This is a genomic window from Streptomyces sp. Xyl84, from assembly GCF_059731885.1.
The window spans coordinates 2,926,100-2,949,282 of sequence record NZ_AP029182.1; the positions used below are offsets into that span (position 1 = coordinate 2,926,100).

The window sequence follows — 23,183 nt, forward strand, 5'->3', positions numbered from 1 at the left end:
TGCGCATTGTGCCCTACACCACCCCGTGCGCGTCCGCCTGGTCTGGTCAGGGCGGGTGACGTCCGGGCCGCCGTGTTGACCCGGTGGGGGCGGCCGGCGGACGGCCGGGATCGTCCGGCGGGACGCGGCTGGGGCATCGGGCGGGGCGCGGTGGGGATCGCGCCGGGGCCGTGCCGGCCGGTGCCGCCGCCTCGGCGGTGGTGGTGTCAGTTCAGCAGGTCGGGTTCGGTGCGGCAGACGGCCTGCCACAGGGGCTGGTAGCTGATCCAGGCCACCAGGTCCCCGCCGAGCTGTTCGCGGGTGGACACCGCTGCCTTGTGGTCGATGAGGACCGGCCGGCCGGCGGCGCGGGCGGTCAGCTGCACCTGGGCGGAGCGTTCCATGGACAGGAACCACCAGGCGGCCGCGTCCACCGAGTCACCGACGGTGAGCAGTCCGTGGTTACGCAGTACCAGCGCCTTGCGCGAGCCCAGCACCTCCGCGATCCGGCGGCCCTCCTCCGCGTCGACGACGACTCCGGTGTAGGCGTCGTAGAGGGCGTGGTCCTCGTAGAAGGCGCAGCTCTCCTGCGTGAGGGGGTCGAGCAGCTCGCCGAGGGCGGCCAGGGCCCGGCCGTGCACGGAGTGGCAGTGGGCGACGGCGACGACGTCCGGGCGGGCCGCGTGCACCTGGGCGTGCACGGTGAACGCCGCCTGGTTGACGTGGTAGCGCCCCTCGACGACCTGGCCGTCCTGGTTGGCGAGGACGAGGTCGCTCACGGTGACGTGCTGGAAGGGCACCCCGAAGGGATTGACCCAGAAGCAGTCGCTGAACTCGGGGTCGCGGGCGGTGATGTGTCCCGAGACGCCGTCCTCGAAGCCGTACCGGCCGAAGACCCGCAGGGCGCCCGCGAGCCGTTCCTTGCGGTGCCGGCGTTCGTCCTCGACCGATTCGTGCATCGGCGGCATGGCGAAGCGCAGCGTGTCGGTGGGCAGGGGCGGGGGCGGTGTGGGGCCGCGGCCGTGCATGGGATCCTCCGGCGGGTGGTCGGCGTACGGGCGGAAGGTACCCGCGGACGTCCGGGAAGGGCAGCACCGGTGCGTGAAGATGCGGTGCTCCCCGCCGGACCTCTCTCCTACCCGACAGGGGGTGTCCGGTTTCCGCGCCACACTCACCGGCATGGCGACGAACTGGGCGGCTTTCGCCGCGACGGAACCCGGACTGGCCGGCCTGACCGAGAAGCGCTTCGGCGCCTTCCGGCACCACGTGCTCGTCACCCTGCGCGCGGACGGCTCGCCCCGCACCAGCGGCCTGGAGGTGCGCTTCCTGCGCGGCGAGCTGTGGCTCGGCATGATGCGGGACTCGCTGAAGGCGCGCGACCTGCGGCGGGACGCGAGGTTCGTGCTCCAGTCGAATCCGGGGCCCGGCACCGGGATGGAGGAGGGCGACGTGCGGATCGGCGGGCGGGCGGTCGAGGTGACGGACCCGGAGACGAAGGGGGCGTACGTGAAAGAGGTGGAACCGCCGCAGCCGTTCCACCTCTTCCGCACCGAGCTGACGGAGGTCGTGCGGACCTTCGTCGAGGACGACCGGTATCTGGTCGTCCAGGTCTGGCGGCCCGGAGCGCCGGTGCGTGCGCTCAGGCGGACCTGATCCCTACCGGGTGGCGGTCACTCCCACTCGATGGTGCCCGGCGGCTTGCTCGTCACGTCGAGGACGACCCGGTTGACGTCCCGCACCTCGTTGGTGATCCGGGTGGAGATCCGGGCGAGCACGTCGTAGGGCAGCCGCGACCAGTCGGCGGTCATCGCGTCCTCGCTGGAGACCGGGCGCAGCACGATCGGGTGGCCGTAGGTGCGGCCGTCGCCCTGGACGCCAACGCTGCGGACGTCCGCGAGCAGGACCACCGGGCACTGCCAGATGTCCCGGTCGAGACCGGCCGCGGTCAGTTCCTCGCGGGCGATGGCGTCGGCCTCGCGCAGCAGGTTGAGCCGGTCCTTGGTGACCTCGCCGACGATGCGGATACCGAGGCCGGGGCCGGGGAAGGGCTGGCGCTGGACGATCTCCTCCGGCAGGCCCAGCTCCTGGCCGACCATGCGGACCTCGTCCTTGAACAGCTTGCGCAGCGGCTCGATGAGCTGGAACTCCAGGTCCTCGGGCAGGCCGCCGACGTTGTGGTGCGACTTGATGTTGGCGGTGCCGGTGCCGCCGCCGGACTCCACGACGTCCGGGTAGAGCGTGCCCTGGACCAGGAACTCGACGGCCGGGCCCTCGTCCGCGATGATCTCGGCCTGGGCCTGCTCGAAGACCCGGATGAACTCGCGGCCGATGATCTTCCGCTTCTCCTCGGGGTCCGAGACGCCCTTGAGGGCGGTGAGGAAGCGCTCCTCGGCGTCGACGACCTTCAGCTGGACGCCGGTCGCGGCCACGAAGTCCTTCTCGACCTGCTCGGTCTCGCCCTTGCGCATCAGGCCGTGGTCGACGTAGACGCAGGTGAGCTGGGAGCCGATGGCCTTCTGGACGAGGGCGGCGGCGACCGCGGAGTCCACCCCGCCGGACAGGCCGCAGATGGCGCGCTTGTCGCCGACCTGCTCGCGGATGGCGGCGACCTGCTCCTCGATCACGTTCCCGGTGGTCCAGGAGGGGGTGAGGCCGGCGCCGCGGTACAGGAAGTGCTCCAGCACCTGCTGGCCGTGCGTGGAGTGCATGACCTCGGGGTGGTACTGGACGCCGTAGAGCTTCTTCTCGTCGTTCTCGAAGGCGGCGACCGGGACGACGTCCGTGGCGGCCGTGACGGTGAAGCCCTCGGGGGCGGCGGAGCAGGCGTCGCCGTGCGACATCCACACGGCCTGCTCGTCCGGGGTGCCCTCGAAGAGGGTCGAGGAGGGCTTGGAGACGGCGAGCGAGGTGCGGCCGTACTCGCGCGCTCCGGAGTTGTCGACGGTGCCGCCGAGGACCTGCGCCATCAGCTGGAAGCCGTAGCACATGCCGAAGACGGGGACGCCGGCCTCGAACAGCTCGCGGTCCAGGCGGGGCGCGCCCTCTTCGTACACCGACGAGGGGCCGCCGGAGAGGATGATCGCCGCCGGGTTCTTGGCGAGCATGTCCGCCACCGGCATGGTGCTCGGCACGATCTCGCTGTAGACCCGGGCCTCGCGGACGCGACGGGCGATGAGCTGGGCGTACTGCGCACCGAAGTCGACGACCAGGACGGTGTCGGGGGCGGCGGCAGCGGGAGTCGCTGATGACACGGGGTGCCTTCCGGCGGTTTGGGCGGGTCGTTGTACCTGCGATTCTACCGAGGCGGCGGCGGAACCCGCCCCGTGCTCCGGGCCGCCGGCCCGCGCGGCCCGTCTCAGCATCCGAACCGCCTTGGACGCCCGCGCCGGGCACGGCATACTGGGAGCATGCTCACGTACGCGACGACCTTCGTCTTTACCTATGGCACCCGGCCCGCCGGCTGCCATGGTCGTGCTGCTTGAGCTACTGACAAGCGACTTCCCAGGCGCCCCGGGCCGACAAGGCCCGGGGCGCCTGTCGTTCTCCCGGTCCTTGCCGCTCCGGGGCTCCGCACCCGCCTTCCAGTGAGGAGCCCGGCGAGATGACCGCCAGCGCAGCAGAGAAGACCGGTACGACCGTCACCGCGGCCGAGAGGACCGGCGCGCGTACCGACGAGGCCGTGGGCGTCATCACCGACGCCCGGGAACGCATCGACGCGCTCGACGACCGGATCATGGGTCTGGTCCAGGAACGGATGGCCGTGTCCGCCGTGGTCCAGGAGGCCCGGATCGGTTCGGGCGGCCGGCGGGTGAACCTCTCCCGCGAGATGGAGATCCTCGGCCGCTACCGGGACGCCCTCGGCAAGCCGGGCACGGCGCTGGCGATGACCCTGCTGGAGCTGTGCCGGGGCAGGATCTGACCGCTCGGGATCTCTCACCCGTACGGTGCGTTACCGCGGCGGGCGCCGCCTCGTTGGTCGGGGTGGCCGTGCCAGCCAGGGACGGGCCGAGAGGACCACGCGTGGCTCTCCGGAGCGGTGAGACGTGCGGATCGTGCCGCGCGTCGTGGGACCCCGCTCCGGGGGAAGTGACCGGACGGCAGGGGACAGCAGCCCGGTCACCAGGTGACGGCCGGCTCCGGGGACGCCCGGGGCCGGCCGTCCCCACTCCCCGCGCCCGGCACCGCCCTCCTCCGCCCGGTCGGCCGTCCCCGCTCCCCCGGACCGGCCATGCCAACGCCCCGCGCGTCCGGCCGTCGCCACTCCCCGCGCCCGACCGTCGGTCCGTGCTCACCGCCCCCGACCGGTCGCGCCACCTCGCCACGCCGCATGTGACGCAGGGCACATAAAGATCCTGTGAAACACCGCACAACCATTCACCAGAGCCCCGGGTCACACCAGCGGAACCCACGGCCACACCCGCGTCCCATCGCGGGGGCCTCCGCAACCTCCGTGCTGCGTCCACCGCAGCACGCCGGACTCCCCGAGGTCTACATGAAGCTTCGCCGCGCCCTGGCAGCCGCCGCCGCGACGACCGCTATAGCCCCGCTGGCGCTGCTGTCGGCTCCCGCCGCCTTCGCCGAGGAACCGACCGCCCCGACGTCCGCGTCCGCGCCCTCCTCCCCCGAGTCCACTCCGCCCAGCGCCCCGGAGTCGACACCGGCGGGCAGCACGCCCGAGTCCACCCCGCCGTCCATCCCGGCGGAGAGCACCCCGTCGACCGGCGCCTCCGGCTCGGCCTCGCAGTCCGCCTCCGCGTCCGCCTCGGCATCGTCCTCGGCCTCCGCTTCCGCACCGGCTTCCGCCTCGCCGAGCAAGCCCGCCGAACCCTCGGACGAGCCGACGCCCTGCACCGAGGACGACGTGGACCCCGACTCCCAGCTGACGATCTCGGTCTCCGGTCTGCCGGGCAAGATCGTCGCGGGCAGCGGCTGGCACGCCTTCAAGCTCACCGCCGCCAACCACAGCGACAGCTCCCTGGGCATGGTGCAGTGGCTCGCCCTCATCGACAACGACTCGATGAGCGAGAACGAGAAGGACTGGCTGAGCACCTACGCGCTGCTCGAGTACCTCAACCCCACGACCAAGAAGTGGGAGTCCCTCACGGACGAGATCGGGGGCGGCATCTACTTCGGTGAGACGCCGCTCGGCCCGAAGCAGACGGTCGACATCCAGCTGCGGGTGAACATCACCGCGAAGGCCCCCGCCGGCGACGGCTACACCGTGGGCCTGGGCGGATACGTCGACCAGGAGAAGAACTGCGTCCACAGCGCGTTCGACTACTACACGTTCACCGTGCTCAAGCCGGGCAGCACCAACGACAACCCCGGCGACGCCAAGCCGCAGGACGGTGACAAGCCCTCCGGCGGCAAGCGTCCGCAGGGCGGGGCCGAGGAGATCCCGCCCACCGGCAGCCTCGCCGAGACGGGCTCCAGCTCGATGGTGCCGACCATCGGTCTCGTCGGCGGCCTCGCGGTCGTGGTCGGAGCCGGCGCGCTGGTCGCGGTGCGGCGCCGCAAGGGCGGTGCCGGAGCGTAGGGCGGTCCGTCGCCCGGCAGAACGGGAAGGACCTGCGCCAGGAGGGGGGCGCAGGTCCTTCTTCACTTCTTCTTCGGCGGTACCGCCGGTATGCCGAGGAACGGCAGGCGCAGGGCACCGAACGCGTCCGCCGGGACCACCGGGTAGCGGGGCTCCACCGGCTTGAGCCGCTCGTAGGCCGCGCCCTGCGCCGGGCGCGGGTCGGTCTCGCCCTTGTTCGGCCAGTACGACATCGCGCGCTCGGCCTGCGCGGTGATGGTCAGGGACGGGTTCACACCGAGGTTCGCGGAGACCGCCGCACCGTCGACGACGGAGATGCCGGGATGGCCGTAGAGGCGGTGGTACGGGTCGATGACGCCGGTCTCGGGCGAGTCGCCGATCGGGCAGCCGCCGAGGAAGTGCGCGGTGAGCGGGGTGCCCATCAGCTCGCCCACGTTGGACCCGGCGAAGCCGTTGATCTCTGCGGCGAGCGCGGAGGCACCCTCGGTGGCGGCCCTGATCTGCTTGGGGTTGGGCGAGCCGTGGCCCTGGCGGGCGGTGAGCAGGCCCTTGCCGACGCCGTCCGCCTTCAGGTACGTCGTCAGGGAGTTGTCCAGGGACTGCATCACCAGGCCGATGATGGTGCGCTCCGACCAGCGGCGGTTGGACAGGGAGCGCAGGACCAGCATCGGATGGCGGGCGGCGTTCGCCAGCCAGGCCGCGGCCCTGGACCCGCCGTCCGTGAACGGCACCTGGAGGATGGACAGTGAGCCCATCGAGTTGGATCCCTTGCCGTACCGGACCGGCTCGATGTGGGTGTTCTCGTCCGGGTGGACGGAGGAGGTGATGGCGACACCGCGCGTGAAGTCGGGCCGGGGCCGCCCGGTCGCCGCGCGGTAGCGCCGGTTGTCGGTCTGCGCGCCCACCAGCGCCTCGGAGTTGGTGCGGGTCAGCTCACCGAGCCGGTCCGACAGGTGCGGCAGCTGCCGGCCCGCCTTCATGCGGTGCAGCAGCGTCTGGGTGCCGTAGGTGCCGGCGGCCAGGACCACCCGGCGGGCGGTGTAGATCCGTCCCGCGCCCTTCTTCTTGTCGTGCGTCGGCAGGGTGGCGACCGCGTAGCCGCCGCGCGAGTCGTCGGTGACCGAGACGACCGTCGTCATGGGGTGGACCACCGCGCCCGCCTTCTCGGCCAGGTACAGGTAGTTCTCGTTCAGGGTGTTCTTCGCCCCGTGCCGGCATCCCGTCATGCACTCGCCGCACTCGGTGCAGGCCTTGCGGGCCGGTCCCGCGCCGCCGAAGTACGGGTCGGCGGCCTGCCGGCCCGGCTGGGCCTTCGCCGTGCCGTCGGCGTCCTTGCCGTCACCGAAGAACACCCCGACCGGCGCCATGTGGAAGGTGTCGCCGACGCCCATGCGCTGCGCGGCGGCCTTCAGGTGCACGTCGGAGGGGGTCATCGTCGGATTCAGCCGGACGCCGAGCATGCGCTTGGCCTGGTCGTAGTAGGGGGCGAGTTCGTCCTGCCAGTCGGTGATGTGCCGCCACTGGGGGTCGTCGAAGAAGGGCTTCGGCGGTACGTAGAGGGTGTTGGCGTAGTTGAGGGAGCCGCCGCCGACCCCCGCGCCGGCCAGCACCATGACGTTGCCCAGCAGGTGGATGCGCTGGATGCCGTACATGCCGAGCCTGGGCGCCCACAGGTAGTTCTTCAGGTCCCAGGAGTTCTTCGGCAGGCTCTCGCGGGTGAAGCGGCGCCCCGCCTCCAGGACGCCGACGCGGTAGCCCTTCTCGGTCAGGCGCAGCGCGGTGACGGAGCCGCCGAAGCCGGAGCCCACGACGATGACGTCGTAGTCGTAGCCGTCTTGAGACACGTGCCTTCTCCCCTTTGTGTGCGCGCTTTCGGACGTGCTCCGCGGGCTGTCTGCGGCGGGGCGCGGCTCCCCGCGCCCCCGGGCCGGCTACTTCAGCCGCAGTGCCTTCATCGCCCGCAGGCTCCGGCTCATGAACGCGGCGTACTTCTCGTCGTCCATGCCGAGCGACGGGGCCATGGGCAGCAGCCGCTGGTGGGCGATGGTCTGGGCCTCGGTGTACTTGAGGATGCCCTCGGAGCCGTGCCGGCGGCCGAGACCGGAGTCCTTCATGCCGCCCATGGGCGACTGGACGCTGCCGTAGGCGGGCGCGTACCCCTCGTTCAGGTTGACCGTGCCGGTGCGCAGGCGGGTGGCGATCGCGCGGCCCCGGCGGGCGTCCTTGGTCCACACCGACGAGTTCAGGCCGTACGGCGTGGCGTTGGCGCGCTCGACCGCCTCGTCGTCGCTCGCGAAGCGGTAGACGGAGACGACCGGGCCGAAGGTCTCCTCCGTGCACACCGCCATGGGGTCCTCGACGCCGTCGAGGACGGTCGGCTCGAAGAAGTACGGGCCGATGTCCGGGCGGGCGACGCCGCCGGCCAGCACCCGGGCGCCCTTGGCGACGGCCTCCTCCACGTGCCGGGTGACGGTCTTCAGCTGGCGCTCTCCGACGAGGGAGCCCATGTCGGCGCCGTAGGCGAGCGAGGTGCCCAGCCGCATCGCCTTCGTGCGGGCGGTGAAGCGCTCCAGGAACGCGTCGGCGACGGCCTCGTGGACGTACAGCCGCTCGATGGAGATGCACAGTTGCCCGGCGGAGGAGAAGCAGGCGCGGACCGCGCCGGCCGCCGCCTTGTCGAGGTCGGCGTCCTCCAGGACGAGCATGGCGTTCTTGCCGCCGAGTTCGAGGGAGACGCCGACCAGGCGGGCCGCGGCGCCCTGGGCGACCTCGCGGCCGGTGCGGGTGGAGCCGGTGAAGGAGACGTAGTCGGCGTGCTGGACGACCGCGGGGCCGACCACCGGCCCCTCGCCGATGACGACCTGGAAGACCCCGGCGGGCAGCCCCGCCTCGATGAGCAGGTCCCGCGCCCACAGGGCGGTCAGGCAGGTCTCCGTGTCCGGTTTCATCACGACCGCGTTGCCCGCGACGAAGGCGGGCAGCGCGTCGCCGACCGACAGCTCCAGCGGGTAGTTCCAGGGGGCGATCTGGCCGACGACACCGCGCGGGTGGCGCAGTTCGGTCACCTTCGTCAGGGCCGGGACGGCGCCGGTGTGCCTCCGGGGCTTCAGGTACGCGGCGGCCCGGCGGCCGTAGTGCCGGGCGGCGACGGCGACGGCCTGCACCTCCTCGTGCGCGTGCAGGCGCGCCTTGCCGGTCTCGAGCTGGATCAGGTCGAGGATCTCGGCCTGGCGGGCGAGCACCAGGTCGTGGAAGCGGAGCAGGACGGCGGCGCGCTGCCGTACCGGCGTGCGCGCCCAGACGTCCTGCGCGGCCCGGGCCCGTTCGAAGGCGAGGGCCACGTCCTCGGGGGTCGACTCGGGCAGGTCGGCCAGCTTCTCACCGGTGAACGGCGTGTGGTTGGCGGTCCGGCCGGATCCGGCGACCCCCTTCGTGAGCCGGGCGACCAGCTCGGGCGTCACCACGTCGGCGGCGGTACGGGCGCCCGTGGGGGCGGGGGCCAGAGGATTCGTGCCGGTCTGTGCCGGGGCCTGCGCGTCCGTCATGCAGCGCAGCGTATGACGTGTCCCGGGGTTTGTGTACCCGGCGGTAACGGGGATTCACCGAGTGCACACACGACGCCAGCGATCACTGGCAACGAATGCGCTGATCAGGGGTCCTTTCCTCGATCACGCGCCACCGCCGCGCACCCACCGCCGGACGAGGCACGGCGGGCGCGGGGCAGGGGCGCGGGGTGGGCGTGCGGGGGCGGAAGCGGGCGGCGGTGGCGGCCGTTGGGGGGGAGATCGCGCGGCAGGGACGGGTGGGGGCGGAAGCGGGCGGCAGGGACGTCAGGGGCGAGGACAGAGGGCGCGGCAGGGAACGGCGTGGGGGGAAACGGGCGGCAGGGGCGGGGGCGGGGCACCGGGCCCGGATGGTCTCGTCCGCCGGCCGGGGTCACAGCCGGTCGACCGCCAGGTCGGCGGTCGCCGTCTTCGCCACCTCCCGGCCGCGCGCGGCGAGCCGGGGCGGCCGAGGTGGCGGAAGCGACCGGAGCGGGCGGGCGGCGGCGCCCCCGTCTCCACCGCCGGAGCCGAGCGGTCCCAGACCCGTGGCCTGCGGGTACGCGCCCGGTGCCGGACGCTCAGGCGGGCCTGAAGGTGTCGACGGCGACATCGAAGTACTCCCGGGCCTCCCGCGCCTTGCCGACCGGTGCCGACAGCCACATGTCGTACAGCCGGCCGTCCTGCTCCCAGCACAGATCGTAGGTGTGCCGGGCGCCCTCCGCCGCGCTGAAACCGTTCCAGGTGAACTCCCTGAGAGCGGCGGGGTGTCCGTCGTGCGTGGTGGCGGTGACCCGGCCGTCGTGGTAGCCGGGGTTGGTGCGCGGTCCGGCGGCGTCCGCGCGGCGCATCACCGCGAGCGGGCCGCCCGACCGAGGACCGGCCGCCTTGATGCCGAGGCGGAAGACCTGCCCCGGTGACAGGTAGAAGGTCCGCACACCCTGCGGCGAGCGCGTGAAGCCGTCCGGTACCGCCACCGAGAAGCCCGCCGGGTCCTGCGCCAGGTGGTAGCCGGAGGGTGCGGTGGGATGGCCGGCGGCGCCCGCCCCGGGCCGGGTCCGGGCGGCCGTGTCGCCCGCGCCGGCCGGCGCCGTGGAGGACGGGCCGAAGGGCGTGGTGGAGGACGGACGGCCCGACGCGGCCGGCGACCGGGGCGCCGCCGGGGAGCCGGTCCCGGCCGACGCCCCCGCGGACGTGCCCGCCGAGCCGCCGCCCGGGGCACTCGGCCCGCGCCCCGGCGCCGAACTGGCCGGCGTGCCGGAGCCCTTGGGGCCGCCGTTCATCAGCAGCGTCGCCGCCGAGACCCCCGCCCCGGCCGTCGCGGCCACCAGCAGCGCGGCGATCAGCAGTCCCCGGGTGGAGAGCCGGGCGGGCGGCTGCGCGGCGCCGGTGTCGGGGGCGGGCGCCCCGGAGAACAGAGGGGTCGCGGGCGTGGCGGGGGTCCCCGAGATCTCAGGCGCCCCCTGCGCCCCAGGCATCGCAGGCGCGGGGGCGGCCTCGGCGGGCCCGGTCCGCCCGCCGAAGCCGGTCCGCCCGCCCCGGCCGGCCGGCCCGGCGAACCAGCGGGGGCGCAGCGACCGGACCGACCGGTACGGGCCCGGCGCCGGGTGCGGCGGCCCTGGCACGTCGGTCTGCGCCGGTGTCCACCGGTCCGACGGCTGGGGCGTACGGCCCGAGTCGAGGAAGGCGCGCAGCATCCTCTCCGCCTCCGCGCTCTCCAGCCGCCGTCGCGGGTCGCGTTCGAGCAGCCCGCGTACGACGGGCAGGATGGGCCCCGCCTGCGCGGGCGGCCGGATCTCGTCGAAGACGACCGCGTGCAGGATCCCGCCCAGCGAGTCGCGCCGGAAGGGCGACTCACCGCTCAGCGCCGCGCACAGCAGCGCGCCCAGCGACCAGAGGTCGGACTGCGGACCGGTACCGGCACCGGACATCCGTTCGGGCGCGGTGTACTCCGGGGAGCCGACGAAGGACCCGCTCTCGGTGAGCGTGGGGGCGCCCGACACCTGGGCGATGCCGAAGTCGGTGAGGACGGCCCGGCCGGTGCCGGACTCCATCAGGACGTTCGCGGGTTTGATGTCGCGGTGCAGCACCCCGGCCGCGTGCGCCGCGCGCAGTGCGCCCAGCAGGGCGATCCCGACGCTGGCGGCCTCGGCGGCGTCCAAAGGCCCGTCCGCGGCGATCCGGTCGGCGAGCGAGCCGCCCTCGATCAGCTCCATGACGATGTACGGACGTCCGTCCTGCTCCACGATGTCGTGGACGACGATGACGTGGGGGTGCCGCAACTGCGCGACCGCCCGGGCCTCGCGCAGCGTGCGGTCGCGCAGGTGGCGGGCCTCCTCCGCGGACAGCGTCTCGTCGAACGGGAGTTCCTTGACCGCGACCCGCCGTCCCAGCAGCTGGTCGGTCGCCCGCCACACGACGCCCATGCCGCCGCGCCCGATCCGTGCCTGAAGGCGGTAACGGCCCGCGATCACGCGGCAGTCGGCCCCCTCGGTCCCCATGCGCCCCATGATGCCGCATCGGACGGCCCGATTCCGGGGCGCCGACCGGCCAAGCAGGGGGCTTCATCAGGCCTTTCTGCCCGGTCGGCGGGGTCAGCCGGAGGTGGGCCGCCAGCTCTGGAGCACCGACTTGAACTGACTGCGCGTGACCGGCCAGCTCGCCTCGGGCGAGGACATGTAGATCGCGTACTCGACGTTGTCGCGGGAGAAGTACGTCTCCTCGATGGCGTGTCGCGGGCCCGGATAGGGCGTGTCCTTGGGCAGTGCCGTCCAGGTGTACTCCCACAGGGAGGCCGGACGGTCCCGGAAGGTCTCGGACCGCAGCGTCACCTGGCGGTAGTCGACCAGGCGCCGCAACTGCTTCTCCAGGTCGACCTGGTGGTCGTACGCGCTGGGGAACTGCGGCGAGTCGGAGACGGCGATGCGTATGAAGTGCCTGCCGCCGTCGGGGGTGTAGTCGACCTGGCGGAGCGCCTCGTTGGACACCACCCGCTGCCAGTTCGGGCCGGGCAGGCCGATGCTGAAGCCGTAGGGGTCCTTGACCCGCCTCCAGCCGGCCGGGAGGCTGTCCGCCGCGCCGCCCTTGGACTTCCCGGTCTTGCCGGACTTCCCCGTCTTCGCGGGACCGGGCGAGGGGGACGTCTGCGCGGGCGCGGACGCGGAGGGGCCGGCGTCCTGCCGGCCGCCCGGGCCCCACTTCTGGAGCACCACCGCGGTGCCGCCGCCGACGACCGCCGCGAGGACCACCACGAGGGCGACGTTGCGCAGCCTGCGGCGCCGGGACCGGGCGCCGCCGTTCCCCGTGCCGTGGCCGGGGCCCACGACGGTCGCGCCGGTCCCGGGCGGGTTCGGCCCGGCCCCCGGGGCGGGGAGCCGGCCCTGAGCGGCGGAGGCTGCCGGGTCGAAGGCCGGGGCACCGCCCGGTACGCCGCCGGGCTGCTCACCCTCCGCGAAGGGGGCGGCGCCATAGGGGCTCCCGGCCGCACCGTCCTGTCCCGCGGTCCCGTAGGTCCCGTACGGCCCGGCCGCGCCGTGCTGACCGGCGGTCCCGTACGGCCCGGTCCCGTCCTGGCCGCCGGCCGTTCCCTGCCGGGTCGTCCCGTGCTGCCCGGTCGTGCCGTGCTGCCCGGTGGTCCCGTGCTGACCGGTCGTCCCGTGCTGACCCGTCCCCGGGTGGTAGCCGGACTGCTGGGTGGTCGGGACGTACGCCTGTGCGTGACTCGGCCGCCGCCCCTCCGCGGCCTCCGCGAGCATCAGCTCGGCCGCCGCCGCGTCCGGCCGGGCGGCCGGGTCCTTGCGCAGCAGTGCGGTGATGACCGGCGTCAGCGGACCGGCGTGGGTCGTCTCGCGGGGCTCCTCGTCGACGACCGCCTGCATGGTGGTCAGCGGGGAGGTGCGGCGGAACGGCGACAGGCCCTCCACCGCCGTGTACAGCGTGGCGCCCAGCGCCCACAGGTCGGAGGCCGGGCCCGGGTCGTGGCCGCGGACCCGCTCGGGGGCGAGGTAGTCGACCGAGCCGACGACCTCGCCGGTGCGGGTGATGGTGGTGTCGCCCTCGATCTGGGCGATGCCGAAGTCGGTGAGCAGGACCCGGCCGTCCTGGGAGAGCAGGACGTTGCCGGGCTTGACGTCACGGTGCAGGACACCGGCCGCGTGCGCGGCGCACAGGGCGCGCAGCACCCACAGCCCGACGCGGGCGGCCTCGGCCGGTTCCAGCCGGCCCTGCTCCTTGACCGCGTCCGCCAGCGACTGGCCCTCGACCAGCTCCATCACGATCCACGGGCGGCCGTCGTGTTCGAGCACGTCGTGCACGGTGACCACGGCGGAGTGGTTGATCCGTGCCGCCGCGCGCGCCTCGGCCCGGGTGCGTGCCAGGAGGACCGCCTGGTCGCTCTCCGAGACGTAGAGCGCGGCGGTCAACTCCTTTATCGCCACGGCCCGGTGCAGCACCTCGTCGTGCGCGCGCCAGACCCGGCCCATGCCGCCGCTGCCGATGGAGTCGGCGAGCCGGTAGCGTCCGGCGAGCAGCTGGCCCTGCATCTGATTCACGTTTCCCCGCAATGTTCTTGACAGAGCCAGCGTAGGGACCGGCCCTCCGGCAGGGAACCGGCGGGGGTGCCAAGAAACCGCACTGTGACAGTTGTCGCTTCCCGAGGTTCTGGGGAACTGACGGGACGCCTGGGGTTCACCCGGTGTACCGGTACGTCGCCGACGCCTGGTCGTACAGCTTGCTCACCTGGTCCCGCTGGGACTCCGGGCCCCGCACCTGCACCACGTGGTAGCGGCCGTCGAGGAGCACGGCGAGGTTGCGCACGAACAGCTGCCGGCCGCCCGCGCCGCTCCAGGTGAACTGCCCCTCGGCCATGGTCTTCCCGCCCACCTGGATGGTCCGCATCCCGGACGAGGTGGCCCAGCTGGAGTCGCGGTAGCCCTGCAGTTCGCGTTCCGACTCCCGCTGGTACACCATCGGGTCGCTGCCGAAGCGGGCCGCGCTGTCCCGTCCGGGCACCACGATCAGCTCGAAGTCCCCGTGCGCGTACACCACCTGGCCCAGGCTGTTCTTCGGCGTACGGCTCCAGCCGTTCGCGACGGCGACACGGAACCCGGCGGCGTCCTTGCGCAGGGTGAAGCCGCCGGGCACACCGGTGCCGGTGGTCTGCGTCTCGGCCGCGCCGGACGACCGCGAGGGGCTGCCGCCGCCGTCCGCCGTGCTCCGGCCGGTCCCGGGCGCGCCGCTCACGTCGGAGCCGCCCGAGGACTCCGGTGCCGGACTCTCCCGTCCCGCGGCGCCCGTACGGTCACCGCCGGGCTCGCCGCCGTCGCCGGAACGGCCGGACTTCGGCAGGAACAGCATCGCGTACGCGACCGCCGCGGCCAGCAGGACCAGCACCAGCAGGAGCAGGAGCCGCCCCAGACTGCGCGGTGAACGCGCCTCCTGTCCGGCCCGCTTGTGCCGCCCGTGGTGGGCGGGCAGCGCGGCGCGCCGTCTGCGCACCAGCTCGCCCCGGCGGCGGACGATCGGCAGCCGGGCCGGGTCGGCGGGCGGTGCGGACACGACGTGCGCCCCCGCCTCCGGCTCGGGCGCGGACCGCACCAGCGAGCGCAGCCAGCCGCCCAGTTCCTCGAAGCCGAGCCGGTCGGTGGGGTCCTGACGCAGCAGCGACTCCACCACCGGTCGCAGCGGACCGCACTCCTCCGCGAAGGCGGGCGGCTCGGCGCACACCATCTGCACCAGCTCGGTGGTCGACTCCTCCGGGTAGGGGGCATGCCCCTGCACCGCCCGGAAGAGCAGCGCGCCCAGCGCCCACAGGTCGGTGGCGGGCCCGATCGGCGCGGCCAGCTGCCAGTTCGCGTGGACCGGCCCGGCCTGCTCGGGCGCCCAGCGCTCGGTCACCGGTCCCACCACGGTCATCCGCGCCTGCCGCGCCCGCTCGGCGGCCAGCGCGGTCCCGGGCCCCCGTCGTGCGGCGGCCCCGCCGCCGGTGGAGTAGCCGTCCCAGCGCGCGGCGGAGGGGGTGTCGGCGCCGCCCGCGGCAGCGCCGGTGGGCAGGTCGCCGGCGGACGGGCCGGCGGGTGGCGTGACTGCGGGCGGGGCGCCGGCGGGCGGGTGGACGGCGGGCCGTCCTCCGGCCGCCCGGTCCGCGACGGCCGGGCCCAGGGCGGGCGGCTCGAAGACGGAGCGGGACGGGCCGGACGCGCCTGGCCGGGCGCCCTCGGGATGGGCCGCCGGGAGAGCGGCGCGTCCCTGCGCATCGCTCCCGGGGCCCACGGCGGGCGTCCTGCCGTCCTCGGCACCCTCCGGCCGCGGCGCGGCTCCGCCCCAGGGCGCGGCCCGTACACCGTAGGGATCGGCGATCTGACCGGGCGGCACGCCGCGCCCCGCACCCCCGTCCGGCGTCCGGGCACCGGGCAGCGCGCCGTGACCCCCCGGGTTCCCGGCGGGCGGACGGGTGCCGGGCAGCGCACCCTGCCCCTGGCTCTCGGCGGGCGGGCGGGCACCGGGCAGGGGGGTGCGTGCGCTCTGCTGTGCCTCCTGGACGCGGGCCGCCGCTCGCGCGCCCGCGCGGTACGCGGCGATCGCCCCGGCGCGCGCCGCCCTGATGTCGTCGCCGGTCTCCGGCGTGCGCCGCACCAGCGCTCCCGCCGCGCCCGCGCCGCTCTCCGGCTCTCCCCCGGGCAGCGGCAGCGCACCGGCCGCCCGCGCCTCGATCGCGGCCCGCCGGGCCGCCTCCGGATCGGCGGCGGACTCCTGTCCGCCCCCCGGCCCGCCGAACCCCCGCGCGCCACCGGCCCCACCAGCACCGCCGACGCCACTCGTACCCGGCCCGCCCGCGCCACTCAGACCTGGGCCACCGGCACCACCGGTACCACCTACACCCCAGCCACTCGCGCCACTCGCCCCGCCCGGAGCATCCGTCCTCCCCCACTCGCGGCCGGACCCGCCGTGCCCCGCACCGCCGCCGGAACCCTCACCGCCCGCGGCCGCGCCGCCGGGCCCGCCGTCCCGCCCGCCGTACGGTCCGGGCTCTCCGCGCGGACCCACCGCCGGGAGCGGGGCCGCCCCCGCCGCCCCCGCCGCGTCCGGCGCGCCGGCCTCGTCGTCCGGTGCGGGGACCGGGTCGTACCCGCACAGCGCCTCCTCCGCGGCGCCGACCGCGAGGCCGGTCAGCATCACCCGGCCGTCGTCGCAGACCATCACCGTGCGGGAGGTGATGTTGCGGTGCACCCAGCCGTGGCCGTGCAGGACCCTGAGCGCCATGAGTATGTCGGAGGCCACCTCGGCCGCACGGTAGGGCGTCAGCGGCCGCTCGGCCAGCAGCGCGGCCAGCGGGCGCGCGGCGACCAGCTCACTGGCGATCCACAGCGAGCCGCCCTCCGCGAACACGTCGAAGACCTGGTCGAGCCGGGGATGGTCGGGGATCCGCGCGGCGGCCTGCGCGGCCTCGACCGCCCGCCGTACTGCCGGGTCGGCGGGCCGCCGCGTGGCCCCGGAGTCCGCGCGGGAGCCGCGCGCCGGGGGCACACCCCACCCCGTACGCCCCCCGGAGGTGCCGAGATTCCCGGGCTCCCCCGGCCCCCCGGGCCTGCGGAAGGCACCGTCGCGGGCCGTGAACCCTTCCGGCAGCCCGTCCGCGTCGAGCACCTCCGCCTCGACGACCTCGGGCAACGGCACCTGACGCAGCAGGACTTCCTGTCCGCTGTACGTGTCGAAGGCCCGCGTCTCGGTGAGTTCGTACGCGTCGGACGGGGGCAGCGGCAGCCGGTAGCGGTCGGCGAGCACCCGGCCCGCGTAGTCGTCCACGTTGCCTCCCCCGGCCGCACGTTCGGTCAGATGCGTTCGCCACGCGTCCCGTTCCCGATGCTCACGGTCCGCAACCACTCACGATACGTGCCGGAGGCAACCCGCAAGAGGGGAAGCCGGATCTCACTTGGGTTCGAACGTCTTCGCCAGCGTCCGCCAGGTGTTCCTGCGCAGGTCGCTGTCCCACTTGGCGGCCTTCGCCGTGTACATGAGGGCGTAGCCGAGGTGGTCGTCGACCACGAAACCGCGGTCCACCGTGCGGTACTTGGTGCCGTCCTCGGTGTAGGTGAACTCCCAGTCCGCGGTGTTCCACCCCCGGTAGCCCACCTTCTCGATGCGGACGCGGTGGTAGTCGGAGCGCCGCATGTAGTCCTCCTGGCTCTGCCAGTCGGCCACCGGGTCGTCCTTGGGCGTGGACGTCCAGGCGACGAGCAGCTTCTGCCCGTCAGGACCGGTGAAACGGGCCCCCGAGGACCCGGTGGTCGTGTACTTCCAGCCCTTGGGCAGCCCGATGGAGAAGCCCTGGCCGCCCTTGTACGTGGTGGCCGCGCCGTCGTCACCGGAACCGTGACCGGAACCCGGTCCGGAGCCGGTGTCCGAGGTGCCGGAGGCGTCACCGCCCGGCGTGCCGGTGCCCTGGCCCGCGGTCCGCGAGGCGTCCGTGGCCGTCGCCGGACCGGTCTGCTTCCCGTCCGTCCCGCGGGCGTTGCCCTTTCCCTGCCCGGCCCCCGCGCTCCCGGTGGCCGTCGCGCCGGCCGACGTACCGGAGCCGCCGCTCTTGGAGTCCTTGTCGTCGTTGCCGCTGAAGGCGATGGTCAGCACCGTGCCGATCACGGCGAGCACCACGACCACGGCGATGATCACCAGGGTCCGCTTGGACACCACGTCCGTGAGCGGCGCCCTGGGCACCGGACGCGGCGGCAGGTCCAGGTCCGGCGGCGGGACCACGGGCCAGCCGCCACCGGCGCGCCCGGTCTGCGTACCGCCCGCCGCCGCACCGCTTCCCTTGCCGGTCCCGGCCGCGCCCCCGGTCCCCTTGCCGCTGCCGCCGGCCGTACCCGTGGCGTTCGCGGCCGCCGCTCCGGTGGCACCGCCCGCGGCGACCGCCCCCGAGGCCGCCGTGCCGGGGCCGTCCGCCGCCTGCCCGGTACGGGACGCGGCGCCCGAGGTCGCCGTCCCGGCCGCCTTGCGCACGGACCGCAGCGCTCCGCGCAGCCGGTCGGCCGCCTCCTCGCCCCGCTTGCCTCCCGCACCGGAACCGGAAGCGGAACCGGAACGGGAACCAGCGCCTGCCGCCGCCCCCGCAGCGGACCCGGACTTCTTCGCACCGCCCTTGCCCGACCGCCGGTCCGGCTGCACGGGCAGGGGTACGACCTTCGTCGCGTCCGCCGGGGGCTCCGGCTCCGCCGCCGTCCCGCGCTCGGGCGCCCTGATGACGGCGTTGAGCATCGCGCGGGCGCCCGCGTCGTCGAGGCGCTTTTCCGGGTCCTTGTTGAGCAGGCCGAAGATGACGTCCCGCAGCGGCCCCGCGTTCTTGGGTTCCTCCAGGGGCTCGGTCATCACCGCGGTCAGCGTGGCGATGGCCGATCCCTTGTCGTACGGCGGGGAGCCCTCCACCGCCGCGTACAGCAGTCCGCCGAGCGACCACAGGTCGGCCGCCGGGCCGGGCTTGTGGCCGCGGGCCCGCTCCGGGGAGATGTAGGACGGCGCGCCGACGAGCATGCCGGTCGAGGTGATGGACGGGTCGCCCTCGACCTGGGCGATGCCGAAGTCCGTGAGCACGACCCGGCCGTCCTCCGCGATGAGCACGTTGGAGGGCTTCACGTCGCGGTGCAGGATGCCCTGACGGTGCGCGGAACGCAGCACGTCGAGGACGGCGAGCCCGACCTCGGCGGCCCGCCGCGGCTCCAGCAGGCCGTCCTCGCGGATCACTTCGGCCAGGGACTTGCCCTCGACCAGCTCCATGACGATCCACGGCCGGTCGTCCTCGTCGACCACGTCGAAGACGGTCACGGCGCTGGTGTTGCGGATGCGCGCGATGGCCTTGGCCTCACGCAGCGTCCGCGTGATCAGGCGCCGCTTCTCCTCCTCGTCGATGTTCGACGGGAACCGCAGTTCCTTGACGGCGACCGTCCGCCCCAGGGTCTCGTCCTCGGCCCGCCACACCGTGCCCATGCCGCCGCGGCCGAGCACGTCTCCCAGCCGGTACCGCCCGGCGAGAAGACGCTCGCTGTTGTCCTGACGAGTGTCCTGACGGGATGCCCCCGTCCGCTCCGCCTCCGACATGCGTCCCCTCATGCAACCCGCCCTGACAGAGGCTCCATTGTCCCTCACCCGACAAGTGCTCGACGCCCAGGGTGCCCTGTGCGGGCACCCCGGGGCGCGGCGGGCCCACCGCTGAACAGCGCGTGCGACACGGTGTGATGACGGCCGGTGACGAAACCCTTCTGCGTCGCCCCCTTCTCTCCCGCTTCCTCCCCTCTCCTCCCCGGGCGGCCCCACGAGCCGCCCCGCGAACCGCCCCGCGACCTGCGTCCGAACCGCCCGGGGCTCCGCATCCCGGACCCACGTACGCACCACTGCGGGACCCACATCCGGGACCCCTGTACGCACCACTCCGGGACCCACATCCGGGACCCCTGTACGCACCACTCCGGGACCCACATCCGGGCCCCGCCTCCCGGCCTCCCCTGAGACCCGCCCCCGAATCGCCCCGGACCCGCTCCCGGCCGGCCCCTGGAGTCACCCGAAGCCCCCCGGCCCGGCCCCGGCGGCCCCGCCTACAGCGGCACGATGTCCGGCGCCCCCAGCCGGGCCGCGTCGGCCGTCAGGTCGTCGGGCTGGCGCTGCGACTCCCGCTCCGCCTCGACCCGCTTCTGGTAGTGCTCCACCTCGCGTTCGATCTGGTCCTCGTTCCAGCCCAGGACGGGCGCCATCAGCTCGGCGGCCTCGCGCGCGCTGCGCGTGCCCCGGTCGAAGGTCTCGATGGATATGCGGGTGCGCCGGGTCAGCACGTCGTCCAGGTGCCGGGCGCCCTCGTGGGAGGCGGCGTAGACGACCTCGGCGCGCAGGTAGTCGTCCGCGGCCTTCAGCGGCGCGCCGAGGGAGGAGTCCTGGGCGATGAGGTCGAGGACTTCCCGCGCCGCCGTGCCGTACCGGTTCAGCAGGTGCTCGACGCGCACCACGTGGATCCCGGTCTCGGCGGCGATGCGCGCCCGCGCGTTCCACAGCGCCTGGTAGCCCTCCGCGCCGAACAGCGGGGTCTCCTCGGTGACGCACTCGGCGACGCGCATGTCCAGGCCGTGCACCGCCTCGTCGACGGCGTCCTTGGCCATCACCCGGTAGGTGGTGTACTTGCCGCCCGCGACGACCACGAGCCCCGGCACCGGGTGCGCCACGGTGTGCTCGCGCGAGAGCTTGCTGGTGGCGTCGGACTCGCCGGCCAGCAGGGGCCGCAGGCCCGCGTAGACGCCCTCCACGTCGTCGCGGGTCAGCGGCACCGCGAGCACCGAGTTGACGTGCTCCAGGAGGTAGTCGATGTCGGCGCTGGAGGCGGCCGGGTGGGCCTTGTCCAGGTCCCAGTCGGTGTCGGTGGTGCCGATGATCCAGTGCCGCCCCCAGGGGATGACGAACAGGACGGACTTCTCGGTGCGCAGGATCAGACCGGTGGAGGAGTGGATGCGGTCCTTGGGCACGACGAGGTGGATGCCCTTGGAGGCGCGGACGTGGAACCGGCCGCGCTCGCCCACCATCGCCTGCGTGTCGTCCGTCCACACCCCGGTCGCGTTGACGACCTGCCGGGCGCGGACCTCGTACTCGTCGCCGCCCTCGACGTCCTGCACCCGCGCACCGACCACGCGCTCGCCCTCGCGCAGGAACCCGGTGACCCGCGCGCGGTTGGCGGCCAGCGCGCCGTACGACACGGCGGTGCGCACCAGGGTCGCCACGAAGCGGGCGTCGTCCATCTGGGCGTCGTAGTACTGCAGGGCGCCGACCAGGGCGTCCTTCTTCAGGCAGGGGGCCACGCGCAGGGCGTGACGGCGGCTCAGGTGGCGGTGCAGGGGCAGTCCGCGGCCGTGGCCGCGGGCCATCGACATGCCGTCGTAGAGCGCGACGCCCGAGCCCGCGTACAGCCGCTCCCAGCCGGTGTGCTGGAGCGGGTACAGGAACGGCACCGGCTTGACCAGGTGCGGAGCCAGCCGCTCCAGCAGCAGGCCGCGTTCCTTCAGCGCCTCGCGCACCAGGGCGAAGTCGAGCATCTCCAGATAGCGCAGGCCGCCGTGTATCAGTTTGCTGGACCGGCTGGAGGTGCCGGACGCCCAGTCGCGTGCCTCGACGATGCCGGTGGACAGGCCGCGCGTGACCGCGTCCAGGGCCGTGCCCGCACCCACCACGCCGCCACCCACGACCAGAATGTCCAGCTCACGCTCGGCCATTGCCGCCAGTGACTCGGCGCGCTGCGCCGGCCCCAGTGTCGCTGTCCTCACTGCTGCCTCCCGCTCTCGGTCGAGCCGGCCGCACCCGTCGGGCGAAGCCCCGTCCCATCCGTCTCCAGTACCCCTCGCGTTCTCCCCTGCCCAAATTCTGACCGGGTTGCCCGTCTTCAGCCACCAGTCGCCCCCAGCCTGTGGACAACTCCCACCGGTTCACCGAGAAACACGCTGGTCAATCCCGCAAAACGGTCATATTTACTCCTAGTCTGACATTGCACTCGCTCGTCCTGTCCACCGGACTTGCGTGCCCGCACCACCTCGGTTATTGGGAAGGACGGCCCACGCCATGCCCGCAGATCTCGCCGTCATCGGACTCGGTCCTCTCGGCCTGCCCCTGGCCCAGGCCGCCGTAGCCGCCGGTGTCCCCACCCTCGGGTACCGCATCGGGGAGGAACCCGGCTCGCTCAGCGCCGCCGAGCTGCGCCGGATGCTCTCGGGGGGCTTCCGGCCGGCCACCAACCCCGCCGAGCTGGGCCGGGTGCGCACCGCCGTGATCTGCGCGCCCACCCCGCGCGGCGCCGACGGCGGGTTCGACCTGGGGCAGGTGGAGACCGCCGCCCGTGCCCTCGCCGGTCACCTGCGCCCGCACACCACGGTGATCCTGGAGTCGCCCGTCCACCCCGGGACCACGGACGCCTTCCTGCGCCCGCTCCTGGAGGAGGGCTCCGGCCTCCTCGCCGGCCGCGACTTCCACCTCGCCTACTCCCCCAGCCGCGTCGACCCCGGCAACCGCGACATCACCCCGGCCAACACGCCGAAGGTGATCGGCGGCCTCACCCCGGCCTGCACCGAGTCCGCCGCCGCCTTCTACGGCCGCCTCACCGACAAGGTGGTCCGCGCGCGCGGCCTGCGGGAGGCGGAGACCGTCCACCTCCTGGAGACCAACTACCGGCACGTCAACATCGCCCTCGTCAACGAGATGGCCGTGCTCTGCCACGACCTCGGCGTCGACCTGTGGGACGTGGTCCGCTGCGCCGAGACCAAGCCGTTCGGCTTCCAGGCCTTCCGCCCGGGCCCCGGAGTGGGCGGCCCCGGCCTCCCCCAGGACATGTCCGGCACGGCCGGCCGCGGCCTGCGCATGGTGGAACTCGCCCAGCAGGTCAACAGCCGCATGCCCCGCTACGTCGTCCAGCGCGCGGCCGCACTCCTCAACGAGCACGGCAAGTCGGCGCGCGGCGCCCGCGTCCTCCTCCTGGGCGTCACCTACAAGCCCGACCTCGCCGACCTCCAGGGCACCCCCGCCGAGGAGATCGCCGACCGCCTGACGGGCCTGGGCGCATGCGTCAGCTACCACGACCCCTACGTGCCCGCCTGGAGCGTCCAGGACCGCCCCGTCCCGCGCGCGGACGCGCTCTACGAAGCGGTGGCCGACGCCGACCTGACGATCCTGCTCCAGCACCACCGGACGTACGACCTGCAAGGCCTGTCGGTGAAGGCCCAGCTGCTCCTCGACACGCGCGGGGCGGCCCCGCTGGGGGCGGCGCACCGGTTGTGAAAGGGGGCACGCGGAGGCCCTGCGGCCGGAAGCGGTGGAAGCGGACGAGTCCCGCCGCCACCGTATGAGACGGATCCCGCCGCAGCCGGTACTGCGGCAGGCTCCAGGGTGGTTCATGGAGTGTCCGCCCCCAGGCTGCGCGGGGGCGGCCGCTCACCCTCCACACGGACATCACCGGCCCGAGACGCCCGTCCCCGGCGTATTCGCCCCGAACGCGACCGTGCGCCCCCACCTCACCGAACGCGCCCCCGCTGCCCCCATGCCCGGAACGCCAAGAGGCCCGGCCGCCCGCCTGAGCGAGTGACCGGGCCCCTTCCGTGGCGTGGGAGCCGGGC

13 protein-coding genes are annotated in these 23,183 nt (G+C 74.2%); 4 read left to right on the forward strand and 9 right to left on the reverse strand.

The window, feature by feature from the left end; genetic code table 11:
- Positions 1 to 206 precede the first annotated feature (206 nt).
- A complete protein-coding gene (locus tag AC6I72_RS12510; protein ID WP_498000858.1) occupies positions 207 to 1,007 on the reverse strand; it encodes a class II aldolase/adducin family protein in 801 nt (266 codons plus the stop codon).
- 151 nt (positions 1,008 to 1,158) lie between these two features.
- On the opposite strand from AC6I72_RS12510, the gene AC6I72_RS12515 reads away from it, so the two are divergent.
- Positions 1,159 to 1,632, forward strand: coding sequence for a pyridoxamine 5'-phosphate oxidase family protein (locus tag AC6I72_RS12515; protein WP_498000859.1), 474 nt, complete (start codon positions 1,159 to 1,161; stop codon positions 1,630 to 1,632).
- Positions 1,633 to 1,649: 17 nt separating this feature from the next.
- On the opposite strand, the gene guaA is transcribed toward AC6I72_RS12515, so the two are convergent.
- Complete coding sequence (guaA, locus tag AC6I72_RS12520; RefSeq protein WP_498000860.1) at positions 1,650 to 3,230, reverse strand: glutamine-hydrolyzing GMP synthase; 1,581 nt, start codon at positions 3,228 to 3,230, stop codon at positions 1,650 to 1,652.
- Positions 3,231 to 3,580: 350 nt separating this feature from the next.
- On the opposite strand from guaA, the gene AC6I72_RS12525 reads away from it, so the two are divergent.
- Positions 3,581 to 3,898: a chorismate mutase gene (locus AC6I72_RS12525; protein ID WP_498000861.1), complete on the forward strand. Its 318-nt coding sequence runs from the start codon at positions 3,581 to 3,583 to the stop codon at positions 3,896 to 3,898.
- 531 nt (positions 3,899 to 4,429) lie between these two features.
- Positions 4,430 to 5,515, forward strand: a complete 1,086-nt coding sequence (locus tag AC6I72_RS12530) for an LAETG motif-containing sortase-dependent surface protein (RefSeq protein ID WP_498000862.1) — start codon at positions 4,430 to 4,432, stop codon at positions 5,513 to 5,515.
- Positions 5,516 to 5,577: 62 nt separating this feature from the next.
- Here the strand turns inward: AC6I72_RS12530 and AC6I72_RS12535 are convergent, their stop codons facing one another.
- The 7 genes from AC6I72_RS12535 to AC6I72_RS12565 all read right to left on the reverse strand — a co-directional run bounded on the left by AC6I72_RS12535 (position 5,578) and on the right by AC6I72_RS12565 (position 21,347).
- Positions 5,578 to 7,359 (reverse strand): GMC family oxidoreductase N-terminal domain-containing protein, encoded by a 1,782-nt coding sequence (locus AC6I72_RS12535; RefSeq protein ID WP_498000863.1) that lies wholly within the window; start codon positions 7,357 to 7,359, stop codon positions 5,578 to 5,580.
- Positions 7,360 to 7,446: 87 nt separating this feature from the next.
- Positions 7,447 to 9,060: a succinic semialdehyde dehydrogenase gene (locus AC6I72_RS12540; protein WP_498000864.1), complete on the reverse strand. Its 1,614-nt coding sequence runs from the start codon at positions 9,058 to 9,060 to the stop codon at positions 7,447 to 7,449.
- 578 nt (positions 9,061 to 9,638) lie between these two features.
- A complete protein-coding gene (locus tag AC6I72_RS12545) occupies positions 9,639 to 11,558 on the reverse strand; it encodes a serine/threonine-protein kinase (RefSeq protein WP_498000865.1) in 1,920 nt (639 codons plus the stop codon).
- Between the two features lie 93 nt (positions 11,559 to 11,651).
- Complete coding sequence (locus AC6I72_RS12550) at positions 11,652 to 13,598, reverse strand: serine/threonine-protein kinase (RefSeq protein ID WP_498004670.1); 1,947 nt, start codon at positions 13,596 to 13,598, stop codon at positions 11,652 to 11,654.
- A 145-nt stretch (positions 13,599 to 13,743) separates the two neighbouring features.
- Positions 13,744 to 16,860 (reverse strand): serine/threonine kinase C-terminal domain-containing protein, encoded by a 3,117-nt coding sequence (locus AC6I72_RS12555; protein WP_498000866.1) that lies wholly within the window; start codon positions 16,858 to 16,860, stop codon positions 13,744 to 13,746.
- Positions 16,861 to 16,983: 123 nt separating this feature from the next.
- Positions 16,984 to 19,146, reverse strand: coding sequence for a serine/threonine-protein kinase (locus AC6I72_RS12560; RefSeq protein ID WP_498000867.1), 2,163 nt, complete (start codon positions 19,144 to 19,146; stop codon positions 16,984 to 16,986).
- Positions 19,147 to 19,640: 494 nt separating this feature from the next.
- A complete protein-coding gene (locus AC6I72_RS12565; protein ID WP_498000868.1) occupies positions 19,641 to 21,347 on the reverse strand; it encodes a glycerol-3-phosphate dehydrogenase/oxidase in 1,707 nt (568 codons plus the stop codon).
- A 292-nt stretch (positions 21,348 to 21,639) separates the two neighbouring features.
- On the opposite strand from AC6I72_RS12565, the gene AC6I72_RS12570 reads away from it, so the two are divergent.
- A complete protein-coding gene (locus AC6I72_RS12570) occupies positions 21,640 to 22,848 on the forward strand; it encodes a nucleotide sugar dehydrogenase (protein ID WP_498000869.1) in 1,209 nt (402 codons plus the stop codon).
- Positions 22,849 to 23,183: the final 335 nt, after the last annotated feature.

Coding starts and splice junctions, on each gene's coding strand:
- AC6I72_RS12540 (WP_498000864.1), bottom strand. CDS start 9,060: ATGACGGACGCGCAGGCCCCGGCACAGACCGGCACGAATCCTCTGGCC.
- AC6I72_RS12510 (WP_498000858.1), bottom strand. CDS start 1,007: ATGCACGGCCGCGGCCCCACACCGCCCCCGCCCCTGCCCACCGACACG.
- AC6I72_RS12545 (WP_498000865.1), bottom strand. CDS start 11,558: ATGGGGACCGAGGGGGCCGACTGCCGCGTGATCGCGGGCCGTTACCGC.
- AC6I72_RS12550 (WP_498004670.1), bottom strand. CDS start 13,598: ATGCAGGGCCAGCTGCTCGCCGGACGCTACCGGCTCGCCGACTCCATC.
- AC6I72_RS12515 (WP_498000859.1), top strand. CDS start 1,159: ATGGCGACGAACTGGGCGGCTTTCGCCGCGACGGAACCCGGACTGGCC.
- AC6I72_RS12525 (WP_498000861.1), top strand. CDS start 3,581: ATGACCGCCAGCGCAGCAGAGAAGACCGGTACGACCGTCACCGCGGCC.
- AC6I72_RS12570 (WP_498000869.1), top strand. CDS start 21,640: ATGCCCGCAGATCTCGCCGTCATCGGACTCGGTCCTCTCGGCCTGCCC.
- AC6I72_RS12560 (WP_498000867.1), bottom strand. CDS start 19,146: ATGTCGGAGGCGGAGCGGACGGGGGCATCCCGTCAGGACACTCGTCAG.